Annotated in this window: 22 protein-coding genes; 10 read left to right on the top strand and 12 right to left on the bottom strand. The window is 70.7% G+C overall.

Annotated features, from left to right (window positions below):
- Positions 1-88: 88 nt before the first annotated feature.
- Entirely contained in the window at positions 89-373 is a 285-nt protein-coding gene (locus ACN28F_RS10350) for an ArsR/SmtB family transcription factor (RefSeq protein ID WP_421357566.1), read from the top strand.
- A complete protein-coding gene (locus ACN28F_RS10345; protein WP_421357565.1) occupies positions 370-762 on the top strand; it encodes a VOC family protein in 393 nt (130 codons plus the stop codon). The genes ACN28F_RS10350 and ACN28F_RS10345 overlap by 4 nt, the downstream gene beginning before the upstream one ends.
- Before the next feature lie 50 nt (positions 763-812).
- Here the strand turns inward: ACN28F_RS10345 and ACN28F_RS10340 are convergent, their stop codons facing one another.
- The 6 genes from ACN28F_RS10340 to ACN28F_RS10315 all read right to left on the bottom strand — a co-directional run bounded on the left by ACN28F_RS10340 (position 813) and on the right by ACN28F_RS10315 (position 4,826).
- The gene (locus ACN28F_RS10340; RefSeq protein WP_421357564.1) at positions 813-1,454 is read right to left on the bottom strand and encodes a hypothetical protein; all 642 of its coding nucleotides are present in this window, start codon (positions 1,452-1,454) and stop codon (positions 813-815) included.
- Positions 1,409-2,305 carry an ADP-ribosylglycohydrolase family protein gene (locus ACN28F_RS10335; RefSeq protein WP_421361335.1) on the bottom strand — a complete coding sequence of 299 codons (897 nt, stop codon included), beginning with the start codon at positions 2,303-2,305 and terminating at the stop codon, positions 1,409-1,411. The genes ACN28F_RS10340 and ACN28F_RS10335 overlap by 46 nt, the downstream gene beginning before the upstream one ends.
- Before the next feature lie 80 nt (positions 2,306-2,385).
- A complete protein-coding gene (locus tag ACN28F_RS10330; RefSeq protein WP_281555434.1) occupies positions 2,386-2,997 on the bottom strand; it encodes a nucleotidyltransferase domain-containing protein in 612 nt (203 codons plus the stop codon).
- Between the two features lie 221 nt (positions 2,998-3,218).
- Positions 3,219-3,716: an HAD domain-containing protein gene (locus ACN28F_RS10325; protein ID WP_421357563.1), complete on the bottom strand. Its 498-nt coding sequence runs from the start codon at positions 3,714-3,716 to the stop codon at positions 3,219-3,221.
- 31 nt (positions 3,717-3,747) lie between these two features.
- On the bottom strand, positions 3,748-3,945 hold the full coding sequence (locus ACN28F_RS10320) for a DUF397 domain-containing protein (RefSeq protein WP_421357562.1): 198 nt from the start codon (positions 3,943-3,945) through the stop codon (positions 3,748-3,750).
- A gap of 26 nt (positions 3,946-3,971) precedes the next feature.
- The gene (locus tag ACN28F_RS10315) at positions 3,972-4,826 is read right to left on the bottom strand and encodes a helix-turn-helix domain-containing protein (RefSeq protein WP_421357561.1); all 855 of its coding nucleotides are present in this window, start codon (positions 4,824-4,826) and stop codon (positions 3,972-3,974) included.
- A 162-nt stretch (positions 4,827-4,988) separates the two neighbouring features.
- Between ACN28F_RS10315 and ACN28F_RS10310 the strand changes: the two genes are divergently transcribed.
- Together ACN28F_RS10310 and ACN28F_RS10305 are read left to right on the top strand one after the other, a co-directional pair.
- Positions 4,989-5,591 carry a hypothetical protein gene (locus ACN28F_RS10310; protein WP_421357560.1) on the top strand — a complete coding sequence of 201 codons (603 nt, stop codon included), beginning with the start codon at positions 4,989-4,991 and terminating at the stop codon, positions 5,589-5,591.
- A complete protein-coding gene (locus tag ACN28F_RS10305) occupies positions 5,588-5,800 on the top strand; it encodes a hypothetical protein (RefSeq protein ID WP_421357559.1) in 213 nt (70 codons plus the stop codon). The genes ACN28F_RS10310 and ACN28F_RS10305 overlap by 4 nt, the downstream gene beginning before the upstream one ends.
- 4 nt (positions 5,801-5,804) lie before the next feature.
- Here ACN28F_RS10305 and ACN28F_RS10300 read toward each other — a convergent pair whose 3' ends face one another.
- From ACN28F_RS10300 to ACN28F_RS10290, 3 genes are read right to left on the bottom strand one after another with little or no spacing between them, the layout of a single operon-like run.
- On the bottom strand, positions 5,805-6,935 hold the full coding sequence (locus tag ACN28F_RS10300) for a Fic family protein (RefSeq protein WP_281553284.1): 1,131 nt from the start codon (positions 6,933-6,935) through the stop codon (positions 5,805-5,807).
- A 34-nt stretch (positions 6,936-6,969) separates the two neighbouring features.
- The gene (locus ACN28F_RS10295) at positions 6,970-7,635 is read right to left on the bottom strand and encodes a response regulator transcription factor (RefSeq protein ID WP_289207807.1); all 666 of its coding nucleotides are present in this window, start codon (positions 7,633-7,635) and stop codon (positions 6,970-6,972) included.
- Positions 7,632-8,855 (bottom strand): sensor histidine kinase, encoded by a 1,224-nt coding sequence (locus tag ACN28F_RS10290; protein WP_421357558.1) that lies wholly within the window; start codon positions 8,853-8,855, stop codon positions 7,632-7,634. Before ACN28F_RS10290 ends, ACN28F_RS10295 begins: the two co-directional genes overlap by 4 nt.
- 193 nt (positions 8,856-9,048) lie before the next feature.
- Here ACN28F_RS10290 and ACN28F_RS10285 point away from each other — a divergent pair, with 193 nt between their 5' ends.
- From ACN28F_RS10285 to ACN28F_RS10265, 5 genes are all read left to right on the top strand, one after another.
- On the top strand, positions 9,049-10,047 hold the full coding sequence (locus ACN28F_RS10285; RefSeq protein WP_289207805.1) for an NAD(P)-dependent alcohol dehydrogenase: 999 nt from the start codon (positions 9,049-9,051) through the stop codon (positions 10,045-10,047).
- A 93-nt stretch (positions 10,048-10,140) separates the two neighbouring features.
- Entirely contained in the window at positions 10,141-11,121 is a 981-nt protein-coding gene (locus ACN28F_RS10280) for a serine hydrolase domain-containing protein (protein ID WP_421357557.1), read from the top strand.
- 171 nt (positions 11,122-11,292) lie between these two features.
- A complete protein-coding gene (locus ACN28F_RS10275) occupies positions 11,293-11,901 on the top strand; it encodes an ArsR/SmtB family transcription factor (protein WP_289207803.1) in 609 nt (202 codons plus the stop codon).
- 7 nt (positions 11,902-11,908) lie between these two features.
- The gene (locus ACN28F_RS10270; RefSeq protein ID WP_289207802.1) at positions 11,909-12,667 is read left to right on the top strand and encodes an SRPBCC family protein; all 759 of its coding nucleotides are present in this window, start codon (positions 11,909-11,911) and stop codon (positions 12,665-12,667) included.
- A gap of 32 nt (positions 12,668-12,699) precedes the next feature.
- Positions 12,700-13,308, top strand: coding sequence for a dihydrofolate reductase family protein (locus ACN28F_RS10265; RefSeq protein WP_421357556.1), 609 nt, complete (start codon positions 12,700-12,702; stop codon positions 13,306-13,308).
- A gap of 90 nt (positions 13,309-13,398) precedes the next feature.
- Here ACN28F_RS10265 and ACN28F_RS10260 read toward each other — a convergent pair whose 3' ends face one another.
- Positions 13,399-13,650 (bottom strand): hypothetical protein, encoded by a 252-nt coding sequence (locus ACN28F_RS10260; RefSeq protein ID WP_421357555.1) that lies wholly within the window; start codon positions 13,648-13,650, stop codon positions 13,399-13,401.
- Here ACN28F_RS10260 and ACN28F_RS10255 point away from each other — a divergent pair.
- Entirely contained in the window at positions 13,649-13,840 is a 192-nt protein-coding gene (locus tag ACN28F_RS10255) for a hypothetical protein (protein WP_289207799.1), read from the top strand. The genes ACN28F_RS10260 and ACN28F_RS10255 overlap by 2 nt on opposite strands.
- A gap of 28 nt (positions 13,841-13,868) precedes the next feature.
- On the opposite strand, the gene ACN28F_RS10250 is transcribed toward ACN28F_RS10255, so the two are convergent.
- Positions 13,869-14,711, bottom strand: coding sequence for an aldehyde dehydrogenase family protein (locus ACN28F_RS10250; RefSeq protein ID WP_421357554.1), 843 nt, complete (start codon positions 14,709-14,711; stop codon positions 13,869-13,871).
- Positions 14,704-16,134, bottom strand: a complete 1,431-nt coding sequence (locus ACN28F_RS10245; protein WP_289211101.1) for an aldehyde dehydrogenase family protein — start codon at positions 16,132-16,134, stop codon at positions 14,704-14,706. The genes ACN28F_RS10250 and ACN28F_RS10245 overlap by 8 nt, the downstream gene beginning before the upstream one ends.
- Between the last annotated feature and the right edge of the window lie 4 nt (positions 16,135-16,138).

The raw sequence follows: 16,138 nt of genomic DNA, 5'->3' as shown, positions 1-16,138 counted from the left end.
ACCTCGACGCGTTTCACGGCCACCGCTTTCCCAGTTTTCCGGAGGTGGGACTTGATATGCAAGTACAGACTTGCCTATTGTGGGGCGGGTGACGGTCCTCTACCGGGCACTTGCCGACCCGACCCGGCGACGGATCATGGACGAGCTCGCCGGCAAGGGCGGGATGAGCCTGTTCGAGATCTGCACCCGCCTGCTCACCGAGCACGGCACCACCTCCACCCGGCAGGCGATCTCGCAGCACCTGGCCGTGCTGGAGGAGGCCGGGCTCGTCCGTTGCGAACGGGTCGGCCGCACCAAACTCCACTACCTCGACACCCGGCCGCTGCGCTCGATCATCGAGCGGTGGCCGCTCAGCGATATGGAGAACCCATGAAAGCCCGCATCTACATCACCAGCGTCTTCGTCGACGACCAGGCCAAGGCGCTCGCCTTCTACACCGACAAGCTCGGCTTCGTCCCCAAGACCGATTTCCCGGTCGGGGAACACCGGTGGCTCACCGTGGTCGGTGCCGACGCCCCGGACGGCGTCGAACTGCTGCTGGAGCCCGACGAGAACCCGGCCGCCCAGGCGTACAAGCAGTCGCTCGCCGAGCAGGGAATCCCGGCGGCATCGTTCGCCGTGGACGACGTCGAGGAGGCCTACCGGGTGCTGCAGGCCGACGGGGTCACCTTCATCCAGACCCCCACGCCGATGGGCCCGTTCGTCGGCGCGGTACTCGACGACACCTGCGGCAACCTCATCCAACTGGTCAGCCCAGCCTGACCCCTGATCTCGACGCGATGAGGTAGCCAGGTTCTGGTTCGGTCCGACCACTACTGAGCCGGTCGACACCGCATCGGCGGGACGTAGATCTCCGGGATTTCATCCATGATCCGCCGTACAGTCTCGGCAACGTCCGATGTTGTCGTGTCGATGCCGATGTAGCGGTAGTCGGCATCGAGAGCCTCGCGGATGGTCCGATCTTCCGGGATCAGATCGACCCGGTCACGCCATCGCTGTGTCGTCCGCTTCGCCCGGGTGAGCCGGCGCTGGTCGCGTACGGCTCGGTCGACCAGCAACTCGACCAGGAACACCGCCGTCTGAGGCGGCAGGAGTTGCTGGAACGCCCGATAGTCGTCGTAGTCGCGCAGGAAGCTGCCGGTGAGGACATTGACATAGCCGGCAGCCCAGAAGTTTGTCACCAGAGCTGCGATGTTGCGGCGGAGCAGATCGAAGAACCCGTCGTCCATCGGGCACGGGTTGGTCTGCCCGATGTCCTCGGCGTCGACCCGCGTGCCGTCAGTCGTGCAGGGGAGCAGCGCACGCAGGATCGTCGACTTTCCGGCGCCCTCCTCGCCGGTGACGAGGACGATGTTGTTGACCGCCGTGTCAGCCGGATCCGCTGATCGCTGCATGGCAGGCAGGGACGTCATCGGCGTACGTGGTCGGGAAGTGGTTCGCGGCGGGCCAGCCACCGCGCCGGAATTCCGCCGGGTCCGGAGCCGGTGTACGCGGCCACGACGCCGCCGACGATCGCCGCGGTCGTGTCGACGTCACCGCCGGCCTCGACGCAGGCGTGGATCGCCGCCGGATAGTCGTCGAGCCGGGTCGCGGCGACCCACAGCGCGAACGGAACGGTGTCGAAGGCCAGCACCTGCGACCCGTTGCCCAACTCGTACGCCGCCTCGGCGACGCTGACCCCCAGCAACCGTCTGGCCCGGACGATCCCTGCCCGCAGTCGGCCGTCGATCAGGTGGGCCAGCACCACGTCGAGCAGCTCGGCCGGCTCTGGCCGGGACCGGGTCAGCCGGGACCAGCCGGCTTCGGCCGCCGCGACGGCGACCGCCACCGCGCCCATGATGGCTTCCGGGTGGGCGTGGGTGACCTCCGCCGACCGCCAGGCCTGCAAAGCGGCGGTACGGTTGTCGCCCGCGTGGAACGCGCCGAGCGGGGCGACCCGCATCGCCGCGCCGTTGCCCATCGATCCCTGGCCGTCGAACGCCGCGCCGGCCGCGTCCCGCCAGGCGACGCCCTGGCGTACCTGGCGCAGCAGGACCACCGCGCCGGCACCATAGCCACGGTACGGCTCGAAGTGCTCGGCGAACCGGGCCGCCAGACGGTCCTGGTCGATGCCGTCGTGCTCCCGCAGCTCGGCGACGATCGAGCAGGCCATCTCGGTGTCGTCGGTCCAGGGCCACGGCCCGGCCGGTGGGTCCCCGTCGAGCAACGCGGCAAGGCTGGTGCCGGGGACGAAGAACTGGGCGCCGAGGGCATCACCGACGGAAAGCCCGTCCAGACTGTCGGAGCAGAGGTCGAGCGACGTCATGTTGACGCAGACTCTGCCAGTTGCGGCGGCGGCCCGGTAGCCCTGGCTGTCATCCTGCGCCCGTGGCGGCACGTCGACAGTCAACCCAGGTTCCTTTCCCGTACGGCGATGAGCAGCCGGTCGACGGCGGCCCGGTCGGGTTGTTCCGGCAGTGCGGTGCGTGCCGCCGCGTTGTCGAGCTCGGCCAGCAGGTCCGCCGCCCAGCGGGTGACCGCCGCCCACGGCAGCTCGCCGCGCCGGAGGGCGAGCAGCCGGTCCCGCAACGGTCCCACGTCGACCAGGACCTGCCCCGTGCGCAGTACGTGCGCGCCGGCGGTCAGCAGCCGGATCATGTGCATGGTCTGCTTGTGGTTGGTCTCGCCGGTGCGTTCGCGGCGGGCCGTCACCCGGTCGAGCTGGTCGCGGGCGTAGCCGCCGTACGTCTGGGCCAGCCGGGTCGACAGGAACGCCTGCCGGGTGGCCAGCAACTCCTCGCCATCCTCGCGCAACGTCTCGACCAGCGGGGACCAGAGCACCTCCAGGACGGTCGGGTTGCCCTGCAGCGCCAGGGTGCAGAACCGTTCGAACTCCCAGGAGAACTGCTCCGGTGCCGGCCCGTCGAGATGGGTGGGCGGCTTGTCCAGCTGCCAGAACGCCCGGGTCGCCGCGCAGCCGACGACCCGGCCAACGAGGACAGCAGCGACGGTGAACAGCTCCGGCGAGGTGACCGCGTTCGCCCAGGCGGCACGGCGTTCGGCGTACTGTGGCTCGCCATGATCACTTGACGCTCTGCTGGGCGACACGCCGACATTCTCCCAGCAGAGCATTAAGTGATCATGGCGAGGGCTGGAGCGCTTCATCGATGTGAGGCTGAGATACCTCACGACGCGCTCGTAGCGTGTTTCAGCCTCACATCGACGCGGCACTGCTGCAGTCAGGCCGCGAGCCACTGGCCGACGGTGGATAATTCGGCGTCGGTGAGGCCGAGATGCGGGTCGACGCGGTGCAGCAGGGCCTTGCCTGGGTGGTGCGCGGACACCCAGTGTCGGTCCAGGTCGGTGATCTCGTCGTCGAGCCAGACGAAGGCGTGTCCGGCCGCCCAGCTGGTGAGGAACGGCGTCTTCCAGTGCATGCCGCGCGGGGGCTCGTCGTCGGAGTCCGGCCATGCAACGACCGGCAGTTCCGGCAGGCCGAGCAGTGGTGCGACGACCTCGTTCGCCTCGTCAATCCAGGTGGTCGCCCAGACGAGTTGGCAATCGAGTGCCAGCAGCCGGCGGCCGTCCTCCGGATCGACCCGCGCCAGCAGCGGATTGCCGATCGAGTCAAGATGAGCCGCACGGTGGGGCGAAGGTGACCGGCTGGTCGCGCGAGCGGCGAGGGGAATCAGCACTCCGTCGACGTCGAGGAAGACGTACGGGCGGTCGGCGGGCACGGGCGTCGTAGCGGAAGGCTGACCGGCCGGGTCAGCGGCTGGACACCGTGGTGAGGAACGCCGTCCAAGCTCCGGTGGGGAAGAGCAGAGCCGGGCCGTGTGGGTCCTTCGAGTCCCGTACGCCGATCGTGCTGCCGGCCAGCGTGGCCACCTCGACGCAGTCTGACCCGCTGGCGCTGCTGCGGCTGCTCTTGCGCCAGTGAACGCGGGACATATCTGGTGCGGTCATCCCGCGTCTCCTCTGGCCGGTCTGGGTCAGTCGGGAAGCTCCTCTGCCGCCCGAGCCAGGAACCTGCCGGACTCGTCCGGGTCCATGGCCTTGGCGCACAGATGATCGAACATGAGTTTATATCGCGCCACGTGGGTGTCCTCCTCCAGCAGCAGGGTGTTCGCATCGTTCTCGATGTAGACGATGGGCGGGTCGAGGATCGGGTCGGCGTAGCCGAGGATGGTGAACGGGCCGGCCATGGCGGCGTGCGCGCCTGCCCCGAAGGGCACGATCTGCAGCTCGATCGACGGCTGGGCGCAGGCATCGATGAGCCGGGTGAGCTGGTTACGCATCACCTTCGGGCCACCGACGACCCGGCGGATTGCCGCCTCGTCGAGGACGATCCAGAGCCTCGGCGGCACGTCCCGCGACAGCAGCGACTTGCGGGCGAGCCGGGCGGCGACCCGCCGGTCGATCTCGTCCGCGTCGGCGGTGCTGCGCCCGGCGTGGATGATGGCGCGGGCGTACTCCTCGGTCTGCAACAGTCCTGGCACGTACAGGCTCTGGAAGCTGCTGATCGCGGTGGCCTCCGCCTCGAATCCGACGTAGTCGTCGGGCAGTACGTCGCCGTACGCGCTCCACCAGCCCTTCTGCCTGGCCTGCTTGGCGAGCGCGGTCAAGGACTCGCGGTCCTCGTCGGACGCCTCGTAGAGGGCCAGCATTTGCTCGGTGTCCTTGAGCGTTATCCGTGAATGGCCGTGTTCGAGCCGGATGACCTTGGTGCGGTGCCAGCCCAAGCGGCGGGCGACCTCCTCGGCCGTCAGACCGGCCGCGTCGCGGAGCCGACGTAGCTCCCGGCGTAACCGGCGAGCGCGGATCGTCGGGCTCGGAACCTGTGCCACGAGAACACCTCCGGGTGCATCCGGGTCTGGCAGCGGCGATGTGAGTTCGATCGAAGTATGTACTAGAGATTTCCCAAACGGAAGTTCATTGCGACGTTGTATTTTTTTGTACGTGGATGCATCCTGAGCGCAGGATGATGTCGCCACTGCCTGGAGGTGTCCGTGACCGACAACCGTTCAGCACGCTGGACCGACCCGACCCTCGATCCGACGCAGCGCAACCGGGACCTGTTCGCCGTACTCGATCGGGCTGACCTGTCCGAACCGGCGCGGGCCGCCGTCGCGCACGCCCTCGGCCCCGAGGTCGGCCCGGCCGGGCACGCCGAAGCGCTGGTCAACCGCTACCTCAACGAGCGTGAGCGTCGCCGCCCGGCAGCGCGGGTCAACGGCAGCGGGGACGGTCCGGGCGGGATCGGCAACCTGCCGGACTGGCTGCGGTACGACCGGCGTGGCCGGTACACGCTGCACCTGACGTTCGCCGCCGTCGACTTCGACACCGCGCGGGAGCAGGCCGTCGCGTACGCCGAAGGGCTGACCATCCTGTGTCCGGAGTTGGGTGAGCACGCGCCGCTGCTGTCCCGGGCAGAGGCGTGGAACGTCAACGAGCCGCTGTTCTGCGGCGTACGCGGCCCGGACGGTGAGGTGTGCGCGGAGGTCCGCCACCACCCGGGGTTCCACCGGGCGGCCGGGCTGGGCGGGTTGTGCTGGGTCGACGGCGACGGCGACGCCAATGGCACCGGCGACGCTGACGGCGCACTACCGTGACCGGCACCCCGGTCACGCCGCCGTACCCGAGGGTCGCGCCGTGCCGGCACTGCTGCCGGCCGGTGTTGCGCGACAACGACGGCGTCTGGATTCACGCCGACCTGTCGTACGTCTGCCGCGACCGCTGGGGCGGGATCACCGCTACCACCGCCGCACCCGAACCGCCCGCCTGGTACACCGAACAGCACCCTCCCCAGGTGATCCCCTGAGTGGCTACTGGTAGGGGTCGCGGCCCGGCCCGCGTACGGCTGCGGTCGCGGCCTGGGCGATCTCGGCCGCCGCCCCGGCGGGCAGATAGACCCGGGAGGTCGCGTTGCCGCGCGGCGTCAGCAGGCCGGCGCGGGTCAGCGCCTGCACGTCGCGGATGGCCTGATCGCGGCTGAGGCCTTCGTCCTGTTGATACGTGGTCCGCCGTAGCTCGCCGGCGGCGGCGGCGTAGAGCGCCGAGACGACCCGTCCGGGCAGGCCCTGCTGCTCGGTGAGGCGTTCCAAATCCATCCACAGTCGAACTGTCCACTCGGAGCGCCGTTTCACCCGCTGCGCCTGCCGGTGATGCGCCGCCAGCACGAACCGCAGCCAGGGGTGGGCATCGCGATCCGGTTGGAAGCTGCCGTCCTGAGCGGACCGCAGTGCCTCATAGTACTGGACCGTGTTGATCTGCTCGCCCAGCCACTCCTCGATCGAGGAGAACTCGGCGGCGAGTTCGCCGGTGCGGGCCAGCACCAGGGTGTGCAGGGCGCGGGCCGTACGCCCGTTGCCATCGCGCCAGGGGTGGATGCCGACGAGGTTCAGGTGGGCCATCGCCGCTCGCGCGTACGCCGGCGCGTCGAGGTCGCCGTGGCGGAGCCAGTCGACCAGTTCGCCCATCAGCCCGGGGACCCGTTCCGCGTCCGGGCCGGTGTACACGGGCTCCAGCGGGTCGGCACTGGTTACGAAGATCCCGCCGGTCCGATAACGGCCGGGCCATTTCGCCGGCTGATACTTGGTGATCATGAAGTGCAAGGCCGAGAGCAGAGTCTGCGAGTATTCGAAGAAGTCCAACTCAGGCGTCTGCTGCACGTACGTCATCGCATCGCGGTAGCCGACGACCGCCTGGCGGACCTCGTCGCTGGTCTCCGCCGACATGGGCGCCTGCTCGACAAGTGCTCGGGCGTCCGAACCGCTGATCGTGATGTGCTCGATGGTGTTCGAGCCCTGGATCGCGGCGGCGAACAGGCTCCGCCGCAGTTGACCCGCCCAGCGTGGGGTGGACCGTAGCTGCAGCCGCAGGTCGGCACGCATCTGGTCCAACTCGTGCAGCACCCGCCGGTCGGCGGCGTCGAGCTGCGGCATCGCGTAGAGCATGCCACTATGCTACAAGAGCAGTGGCATCTACGGATCAGGGTAACCAGCCGGGGCGGACCAGGCCGGCCTCGTACGCGAACACGACCAGCTGGGCGCGGTCCCGGGCACCGAGTTTGACCATCGCCCGGGACACGTGCGTCTTCGCCGTCGCCGGGCTGACCACCAGCCGGGCGGCGATCTCGTCGTTGGACAGCCCGGTGCCGACCAACGCCACCACCTCCCGCTCCCGCTCGGTCAGCTCGGCCAACCGCCGGGGTGCGGCCGGAGCGGCGGTACGGGCGGCGAACTGCTCGATCACCCGCCGGGTCACACTCGGCGACAGCAGACCGTCGCCGGCTGCGACCACCCGTACCCCCTGGATCAGCTCGGCCGGCTGCGTGTTCTTCACCAGAAAGCCGGCCGCCCCGGCGCGCAGCGCCTCGCCGACGTACTCGTCCAGCTCGAACGTGGTCAGCACGATGATCCGTACCTCGGACAGTCGCGGGTCGGCTGCGATCTGCCGGGTGGCGGTCAACCCGTCCACCCCGGGCATCCGGATGTCCATCAGGACCACGTCCGGTCGGGTCTGCCCGGCCAACCTGACCGCCTGCGCGCCGTCACCGGCCTCACCGACGACCTCGATGTCTCCCTCGGCGGCCAGCAGCGCCCGGAACCCGGCCCGGACCAGCACCTGATCGTCGACCAGTAGCACCCGGATCACGTCGATGTCTCCTCAGCCCGCGAGTCAGGATCCAGTGGCAGGTGGGCCCGTACCCGCCAGCCGCCGACGCCGTCCGGCGCGGGACCGGCGGTCACCTCGCCGCCCAGCGCTGCGGCCCGCTCCCGCATCCCGGTGATGCCGTTACCCGCCGGGGCAAGAGCCGCCACGGCAGCCGCACCCGGTGCGGCGGCAGCCGACCCTGGCGCACCGCCGCCGTCGTCGTCGATCTGGAGCATCACCGCATCCTGCCGGTATCCGATGGTGACGGTGGCGGCGGCACCCGGACCGGCGTGCCGCCGCACGTTGGTCAACGCCTCCTGCACGATCCGGTACGCCGCTCGGTCCACGGCCGCCGGCAGCGGTCGGGGCGTACCGTCGATCACCGTCCGGGTCGGCACCGCCGCGTCGTCGGTCAGCTCGCCGAGTCGGTCCAGCCCCGGTGCGGGGGCGCGCGGGGCGGCCTGACCGCGCGGGTAGAGCGTGTCGAGCATCGTCCGGACCTCGCGCAACGCCTCCGCGCTGGACTGCGCGATCGCCTCCAACGCCGCGCGGGCCTGTTCCGGGTCGCGGTCCATCAGGTGCAGACCGACCCCGGCCCGTACGTTGATCAGCGACAGATGATGACCGAGTACGTCGTGCAGTTCGGCGGCGATCCGCAGCCGTTGCTCGGTGGCCCGGCGACGCTGCCGCTCCTCGGAGAGCCGGCGTTGCTCCGCGACGCCCTCGCGGACCCGGTCGGCGACGAGGGTGCCGATCTCGGTGACCAGCCCGGCGGCGACGATCAGCGCCAACGCCAGCAGCGCCTGCCGCGGTGTCGCCCCGGTGACCAGCACCCAGATGCCGTACGCCGTCACCGCCGCCGCCCCGACCAGCCAGCGGTGGCCGGCGGCGCGCGCCGCCGACGCGGCGATCATCGGGGCCAGCAGCGTCACCCCGGCCGGCTGGTCCAGCAGGTGGTACGCCAGGGTCGCGGCGACCACGATCAGGAAGTTGCGCCGGGGGGACCGGTGCCGGTCGGCCAGCGCCAGCCCGCTGAACACCAGCAGGGCGTACCCGATGATCGAGACGCCGCCGGACTGCCAACTGGCGGCGATCGCGGTCCCGACCGGCTGCCCGATCGCGGTCAGCACCGCCAGGCCCGGTCCGGGCCGCGACCCCGGCCGGGCCGCCGAGTCGCCCGCGTCGGTGTCGGTGTCGGTGTCGGGGTGTGACCGGGTCATGCGCCGACTGTAAGGCGGTGGGCGCCGACTACGGCAGCCCTGACGGAGGCAGCCCGGCGTACGCCCGGGGGAGTAGTCCGTCGCCGTGCTACCGCGTCGGGCGCAGTCGTGGTGCCGCCGCCGCACCGACGTGCTGCCCCGGCCTTCGCCGACATGCTGTGTCCATCAGCGAATCCAGTGAGGAGATTCAGCGATGAAGGCGATGGTCCAGGACCGGTACGGCTCACCCGACGTGCTGCGGTTGCGCGACGTCGACACCCCGACCCCCGGCGACGACGAGGTGCTGGTCCGGGTGCACGCCAGCTCGGTCAACGCGTACGACTGGCACGCGATGCGCGGCGACCCGTACCTGGCCCGGTTGTCGTTCGGGCTGCGCCGGCCCCGCGCGGCCGTGCGCGGTCAGGACTTCGCCGGCCGGGTCGAGGCGGTCGGCGCTGCGGTGACCCGGTTCCGCCCCGGTGACGAGGTGTACGGCGAGGCCGGCCCCGCCGGCGGCGCGTTCGCCGAGTACCTGTGCGTGGCGGAGCGTCTGGTCGAGGCGAAGCCGGCGAACCTGAGCTTCGCGCAGGCGGCGGCGGTGCCGCTGGCCGCCACCACCGCCCTGGTCTGTCTGGGGGACGCCGCCGAGCTGCGGGCCGGGCAGCACGTCCTGGTCAACGGGGCGTCCGGCGGGGTCGGCACCTTCGCGGTGCAGCTGGCCAAGGCGTACGGCGCGCACGTGACCGCGGTGTGCCGGACCCGCAACGTGGAGCTGGTCCGGTCGCTCGGCGCGGACCACGTCGTCGACTACACCCGGGAGGACTTCACCCGTACTGATGCCGTCCGGGCCGGCCGCCGCTACGACGTGCTGCTCGACCTGGTCGGCAACCGGTCGTTGACCGACTGCCGGCGGGTGCTGACCCGGGCCGGGACGCTGGTGCTGTGCGGCGGCGGAGTGTCGACCGGCGGCAGCCTGCTCGGGCCGTTGGCGCTGTTCATCCGGGCCCGGATCGTGGCCGGCTTCGTCCGTCAGCGCATCGTCGCGCCGATGGCTACGGCGGGCCGGGGGCACCTGGCGACGCTGCGGGACCTGGTCGAGGCGGGTACGGTGACCCCGGTCGTCGACCGGACGTTCCGGCTGAGCGAGGTGCCCGACGCGATCCGATACGTCGAGACCGAACACGCCCGCGCCAAGGTCGTCGTCACCATGTGATCGCCAGGCGGGAAGTGGAGCGGACAGCGCGGATCGACGGTCTGGCATATCCTCCTTGGACGGTGACGGGGGTGGCGTGTGACGACAAGTCGGATGGGTGAGCTGCTGGCCGAGGCCGACCAGGCCGGGCAGGTCGACGGGCTGCACGCGGTCGTGGTGGTACGTGGTGGACAGCTCCTGTGGGAGCACTACGGCACCGGCGGCGACTTCGCTTGGGGCGACTCACTGGGCGTCGTCGAGTTCGGCCCGACGACGCTGCACGACCTGCGCTCGGTCACCAAGAGCGTGACCGCACTGCTGTACGGCATCGCCCTCGGCGAGCGCCTGGTTCCGGACCCGGCGCAGCCGCTGCTGCGGCAGTTTCCCGAGTACCCGGATCTGGCGGCTGACCCGGACCGGGCCGGGCTGACCGTCGCGCACGCGCTGACCATGTCGCTGGGGCTGGACTGGCGCGAGGACCTGCCGTACGACTCGCCGGACAACGGTGAGATCGCCATGGAGCTCGCCCCGGACCGCTACCGGTACGTGCTGGAGCGGCCGGTCGTCGGCCCACCCGGCGAGCGCTGGGCCTACTGCGGCGGCGCCACCGCGCTGCTCGGCAAGCTGATCGCCGACGGCACCGGGCAGGTGTTGGAGGCGTACGGCTGGGCGAAGCTGTTCGCGCCGCTCGGCGTCGAGCAGTTCCACTGGATGGCCGGCGACGACGGGGTGGCCTCGCCCGCGTCCGGGCTGCGGCTGACCCCGCGTGACCTGGCCCGGATCGGCGAGCTGGTGTTGGCCGGCGGGGTCTGGGCCGGCCGTCGACTGGTGCCGGCCAGCTGGATCAGCGAGATGCTCGAGCCGCGTCTGTCGACCGGGTGGTCCGCCGAGTACGGCTACCACTGGTATCTGCAGACCGTCGCCGGTCACCGGACGGCCTCGGCGATGGGCAACGGCGGTCAGCGCCTGATCGTCCTGCCCGACCTGGAGCTCGTCGTCGTCGTGACCGCCGGCAACTACGACGACCCCGATCAGTGGCGCACCCCGGTCGCGGTGCTGGAACAGGTCGTCCTACCCGCGCTCGACCTGGCCTAGCCGGTTGATCTGGGCCTAGCGAGTCGGCCTTGACCGGTCGTTGAGCTGACCTTGCCCAGCCAGTCGAGCTGACCTTGCCCAGCCAGTCGAGCTGGGGAGTAACCGACGATCAGCTCACCGAACACTTCTACTTTCTTGACAATTTTTATATTCGGTGGCAGCCTGGGTCGCATGTTGGACGTAGCGGTGATCGAGGACCCGGCGGCGGCCGAGGTTTCGCTCGACCCGATCCGGGCCCGGATCCTCGCCGAGCTGGCCGAGCCTGCTTCGGCGACCATGCTCGCCGCCCGGATCGGCCTGCCCCGGCAGAAGGTCAACTACCACCTGAAAGCGTTGGAACAGCACGGCCTGGTCGAGTTGGTCGAGCGGCGGCGCAAGGGCAACGTCACCGAGCGGATCATGCGGGCCACCGCCAGTGCGTACGTGATCTCACCGGCCGCGCTCGCCGCCGTCGCGCCGGACCCGGCCCTGGCCCCCGACCGGCTCTCCGCCCGCTGGTTGCTCGCCGTCGCCGCCCGGCTGGTCCGCGACGTCGGCGCGCTGATCACCGGCGCGGAGCGGGCGAACAAGCGGGTCGCGACCTTCGCCGTCGACGGCGAGATCCGCTTCGCCTCGGCCGCCGACCGGGCCGCCTTCGCCGAGGAGTTGGCCAACACGGTCACCGCCCTGGTCGCCAGATACCACGATGAAACGGTCCCCGGTGGCCGGTCGCACCGCCTCGTCGTCGCCCTGCACCCGAGCGCCGAGACGCCGAGCACCGGAACCGCACAGGAAGGTTGAGTCCGCGATGGGACACGAATTCGAGCTACGCAAGGAAATCGAGCTGCCGGCAACGCCGGAGCAGGTGTGGGACGCCATCGCCACCGGCCCCGGACTCGACTCCTGGTTCATGGGCCGCAGCGAGATCGAGCCCCGGGAGGGCGGCACGGCGCGTCTCACCATCGCCGGGCACACCGACGAGGCCACCATCGTCGGCTGGGAACCAGGCAAGCGGTTCGCCGACCGTACCGCTACCGCCGACGACGGCTCGTTCATGGCCACCGAATACCTCATCGAAGGCCGCGACCAGGGCAGCACTGTGCTGCGGATGGTGCAGAGCGGCGTACTCGGCGACAACTGGGAGACCGAGTACGAGGCGATGACGGTCGGCTGGGACCTCTACCTGGGCACCCTCGCCGCGTACCTGCGGTATTTTCCGGGCCGCACGGCGATCCCGGTGACCGTGCTGCGGCCCGGTGCCGGCGACGCGGACCGGGTGTGGCCGGCGGTCGCCGCCTCGCTGGGCGTGACCCACCCGCTCACCGAAGGTGCGCCGGTGCGCCTCGCCGTACCCGGCACGGCACCGATCGACGGCGTCGTCGACCTGAGTACGCCGTCGATGTTCCTCGGCGTACGCACCGCCGGTGGGCTCTACCGCTTCGTCCACTCCGGACGCGAGCGCGGCAACGCGCTGTTCCTCAGCCACCACGTCTTCGACCCCGACGCCGAACCCGTCCACACCGAGCAGTCCTGGCAGCGATGGCTGGACCAGCTGCCGACCTCGTGACCGCCACCAGCCATCCGAAAGGTCGTCATCCGATGCGCAGACTCATCGTCAACACGTTCCTCACCCTCGACGGGGTGATGCAGGCACCCGGTGGCCCCGGCGAAGACGACGACGGCGGATTCCGTCACGGCGGCTGGTCGGTGAACTACTGGGACGAGCTGATGGGCCAGACCATGGGCGAAACCATGGGTACGCCGTTCGACCTGGTCCTCGGCCGCCGCACGTACGACATCTTCGCCGCCCACTGGCCGAATGCCCCGGAAGAGGACGCCAAGCCGCTCAACGACGCCACCAAATACGTTGCCTCCCGTGGCCGGCCTGCCCTGCGGTGGCGCAACTCGACGCTGATCGACGGCGACGTGGCCGAGGGTGTCGGCGCGCTCAAACGCACCGACGGCCCCGAGTTGCAGGTGCACGGCAGCGCCGACCTGCTGCAGACCCTGATCCGGCACGGCCTGGTCGACGAGTTCCGGATCTGGACCTTCCCGGTCGTCGTCGGTGCCGGCAAGCGGCTGTTCGGCGACGGCACCGCACCGGCGGCGTTGCGGCTGGTCGGCAGTTCGGTATCCAGCACCGGCGTGCTGATGTGCACCTACCAGCCGGCTGGCGAGATCGAGACCGGCTCCTTCGCCTTGGACTGACCCGTGGTCTCTTGATCCACTGCGCTCCATCGACGCGACACGCCGCAGCACCGTCCGATGGCGCGCATCCGATCCCGGCGTCGCCCGCACTCAACGACTGACCATGCGTCCCGGCCGGGTCTGGACGTCGGCGAAGAGCTCCCGCAGCTGCGGCACCGGCTTGAAGGTGCCGTCGGCCGGGTCGAGCAGGGTGGCGACGAAGACGTTCACGCTACCCGGGATGCGGCCGGGGCGCGGGTAGCTGCGGGTGGCGGTGGCGTGGTGGTCGTCCGGCGACAGCGAGTTGACCAGGTCACCACCCGAAGGATTACCGCCGGTCGGAATCGGGAAAAGTGCCGACATGATGCAGCCAGCGGCACCTGAGACGTACCCGCCGATAGACCCTGACGCGCCGGTGCCGGACGACCCGGGGGAGCTGTCCCCGGACACCCCGGACACACTGCCCCCGGCTCCGGTCGAGCCGGAGCCGATCCCGGAGACGCCGATCTACGACGACCCGGACGGCCCCGGACCGATTCCCGAGCCGGCCTGACCCGACGGGCTGACCGACGGACGGATGGTCAGCTGCCCTTCGGATGCCAGACGGTCTTGGTCTCCAGGAACGTGGTCATCCGTCGGGTACCCGGATCGGCCAGCCAGTCGACCGGACCGGCCGCCGGGCGCAGTACCCGCTTGAGGTTGCCAGCGGCGGCCTGTTCCAGCTCGGTCGCCACCTCCGGATCGGCCACCCCGGTCAAGTCGAGCGCGTCGACGTCCAGGTGCCCGGCCAGCCACGGGGCGGTCTCGGCGACCGCGCCGGTCAGGATGTTGACCACCCCGCCGGGCAGGTCACTGGTGGCCAGCACCTCCGCCAGGGTGACCGCCGCCAACGGCCGGGTCGGCGAGGCCAGCACCACCGCCGTGTTGCCGCCGACGATCACCGGCGCGACGACGCTGACCAGGCCGAGCAGCGACGGCTCGGCCGGCGCGACGACCCCGACCACCCCGGTCGGCTCCGGCGTCGACAGGTTGAAGTACGGCCCGGCGACCGGGTTCGCGCCGCCGAACACCTGGGGAAGCTTGTCCGACCAACCGGCGTACCAGACCCAGCGGTCGATCGCCGCGTCCACCTCGTCGGCCGGCTCGCCGAGCGCGACGAACTGCTCGCGGCGGCCCTCCAGCATTTCGGCGACCCGGTAGAGGATCTGACCCCGGTTGTACGCGGTCGCGCCCGACCAGCCCTTGACCGCCGCCCGCGCGGCGACCACCGCGTCCCGGAGGTCCTTGCGGGAGGCGAGCGCCACGTTGGAGTCCTGCACCTGGTACGTCCGTCCCGACTCGCTGCGCGGGAACTTCCCGCCGATGAACAGCTTGTACGTCTTGCGTACGGCCACCCGGGTGGCGACGCCGCCACTGTCAGACATCGAGGTACGCCTCCAGCCCGTGCCGGCCGCCCTCACGGCCGTAGCCCGACTCCTGGTAGCCGCCGAACGGCGACGTCGGGTCGAACTTGTTGAACGTGTTCGCCCACACCACCCCGGCGCGCAGCCGGTCGGCGGCCCACAGCACCCGGGAACCCTTCTCCGACCAGATCCCGGCCGACAACCCGTACGGCGTGTTGTTGGCCTTGGCGATGGCCTCGTCCGGGGTGCGGAAGGTCAGCACGGACAGCACCGGGCCGAAGATCTCCTCGCGGGCGATCCGGTGCGCCTGGCTGACCCCGGTGAACAGGGTCGGTGCGAACCAGAAGCCCTGCTCGGGCAGCTCGCACGGCGGCGACCAGGCCTGCGCGCCCTCGTTGCTGCCGGCGGCGGCCAGGGTACGGATCCGGTCCAGCTGGGCAGCCGAGTTGATCGCCCCGACGTCGGTGTTCTTGTCCAGCGGGTCACCGACGCGCAGCCGGGCCATCCGCCGCTTCAACGACTCCAGCAGCGGCTCGGCGATCGACTCCTGGACCAGCAGCCGCGATCCGGCGCAGCAGACGTGGCCCTGGTTGAAGAAGATGCCGTCGACGATGCCTTCGACGGCCTGGTCGATCGGCGCGTCGTCGAAGACGATGTTGGCGGCCTTGCCGCCCAGCTCCAGGGTCAGCTTCTTACGGCTGCCGGCGACCGCGCGGGCGATCTGCCGGCCGACGTCGGTGGAGCCGGTGAAGGCGACCTTGTCGACGTCGGCGTGGCCGACCACGGCCTGCCCGGTGGCACCGGCCCCGGTGACGATGTTGACGACGCCGGGCGGCAGATCGGCCTGCTGGCAGATCTCGGCGAACAGCAGCGCGGTCAGCGGGGTCGTCTCGGCCGGTTTGAGCACCACCGTGTTGCCGGCCGCCAGCGCCGGGGCGATCTTCCAGGCCAGCATCAGCAGCGGGAAGTTCCACGGGATGACCTGCCCGGCGACGCCGAGCGGGCGCGGGTCCGGGCCGAAACCGGCGTACGGCAGCTTGTCGGCCCAGCCGGCGTAGTAGAAGAAGTGCGCCGACGCCAACGGCACGTCGACGTCGCGGGACTCGCGGATCGGTTTGCCGTTGTCCAGTGACTCGAGTACGGCCAGTTCGCGGCCGCGTTCGGCGAGGATGCGGGCGATCCGGAACAGGTACTTGGCCCGGTCGCGGCCGGGCATCGGACCCCAGACCCGCTGGTACGCGGCCCGCGCGGCGGCCACCGCCCGGTCCACGTCGCCGGTGCCGGCCTCGGCGACCTCGGTCAGGACCTCCTCGGTGGCCGGGTTGACGCTCTTGAACGCGCCACCGTCGACCGGGTCGACGAACTCACCGTCGATGAACAGGCCGTACGAGTCGCGCAGGGTGACGATCGAGCGGGACTCGGGTGCGGGTGCGTAGTCGAACACGCTC

Source organism: Solwaraspora sp. WMMA2101, from assembly GCF_049179175.1.
Lineage (GTDB): Bacteria > Actinomycetota > Actinomycetes > Mycobacteriales > Micromonosporaceae > Micromonospora_E.
Note: the sequence above shows the minus strand (reverse complement) of the source record. Positions and strands in the feature narration are given on the sequence as shown.

What these genes read in the sequence shown, in the direction of transcription:
- ACN28F_RS10270 (WP_289207802.1), top strand. Translation starts at nt 11,909, where the DNA reads ATGGGACACGAATTCGAGCTACGCAAGGAAATCGAGCTGCCGGCAACG.
- ACN28F_RS10320 (WP_421357562.1), bottom strand. Translation starts at nt 3,945, where the DNA reads ATGACCGCACCAGATATGTCCCGCGTTCACTGGCGCAAGAGCAGCCGC.
- ACN28F_RS10345 (WP_421357565.1), top strand. Translation starts at nt 370, where the DNA reads ATGAAAGCCCGCATCTACATCACCAGCGTCTTCGTCGACGACCAGGCC.
- ACN28F_RS10260 (WP_421357555.1), bottom strand. Translation starts at nt 13,650, where the DNA reads ATGTCGGCACTTTTCCCGATTCCGACCGGCGGTAATCCTTCGGGTGGT.
- ACN28F_RS10250 (WP_421357554.1), bottom strand. Translation starts at nt 14,711, where the DNA reads ATGTCTGACAGTGGCGGCGTCGCCACCCGGGTGGCCGTACGCAAGACG.
- ACN28F_RS10255 (WP_289207799.1), top strand. Translation starts at nt 13,649, where the DNA reads ATGATGCAGCCAGCGGCACCTGAGACGTACCCGCCGATAGACCCTGAC.
- ACN28F_RS10280 (WP_421357557.1), top strand. Translation starts at nt 10,141, where the DNA reads ATGGGTGAGCTGCTGGCCGAGGCCGACCAGGCCGGGCAGGTCGACGGG.
- ACN28F_RS10285 (WP_289207805.1), top strand. Translation starts at nt 9,049, where the DNA reads ATGAAGGCGATGGTCCAGGACCGGTACGGCTCACCCGACGTGCTGCGG.
- ACN28F_RS10335 (WP_421361335.1), bottom strand. Translation starts at nt 2,305, where the DNA reads ATGACGTCGCTCGACCTCTGCTCCGACAGTCTGGACGGGCTTTCCGTC.
- ACN28F_RS10300 (WP_281553284.1), bottom strand. Translation starts at nt 6,935, where the DNA reads ATGCTCTACGCGATGCCGCAGCTCGACGCCGCCGACCGGCGGGTGCTG.
- ACN28F_RS10275 (WP_289207803.1), top strand. Translation starts at nt 11,293, where the DNA reads ATGTTGGACGTAGCGGTGATCGAGGACCCGGCGGCGGCCGAGGTTTCG.
- ACN28F_RS10265 (WP_421357556.1), top strand. Translation starts at nt 12,700, where the DNA reads ATGCGCAGACTCATCGTCAACACGTTCCTCACCCTCGACGGGGTGATG.
- ACN28F_RS10290 (WP_421357558.1), bottom strand. Translation starts at nt 8,855, where the DNA reads ATGACCCGGTCACACCCCGACACCGACACCGACACCGACGCGGGCGAC.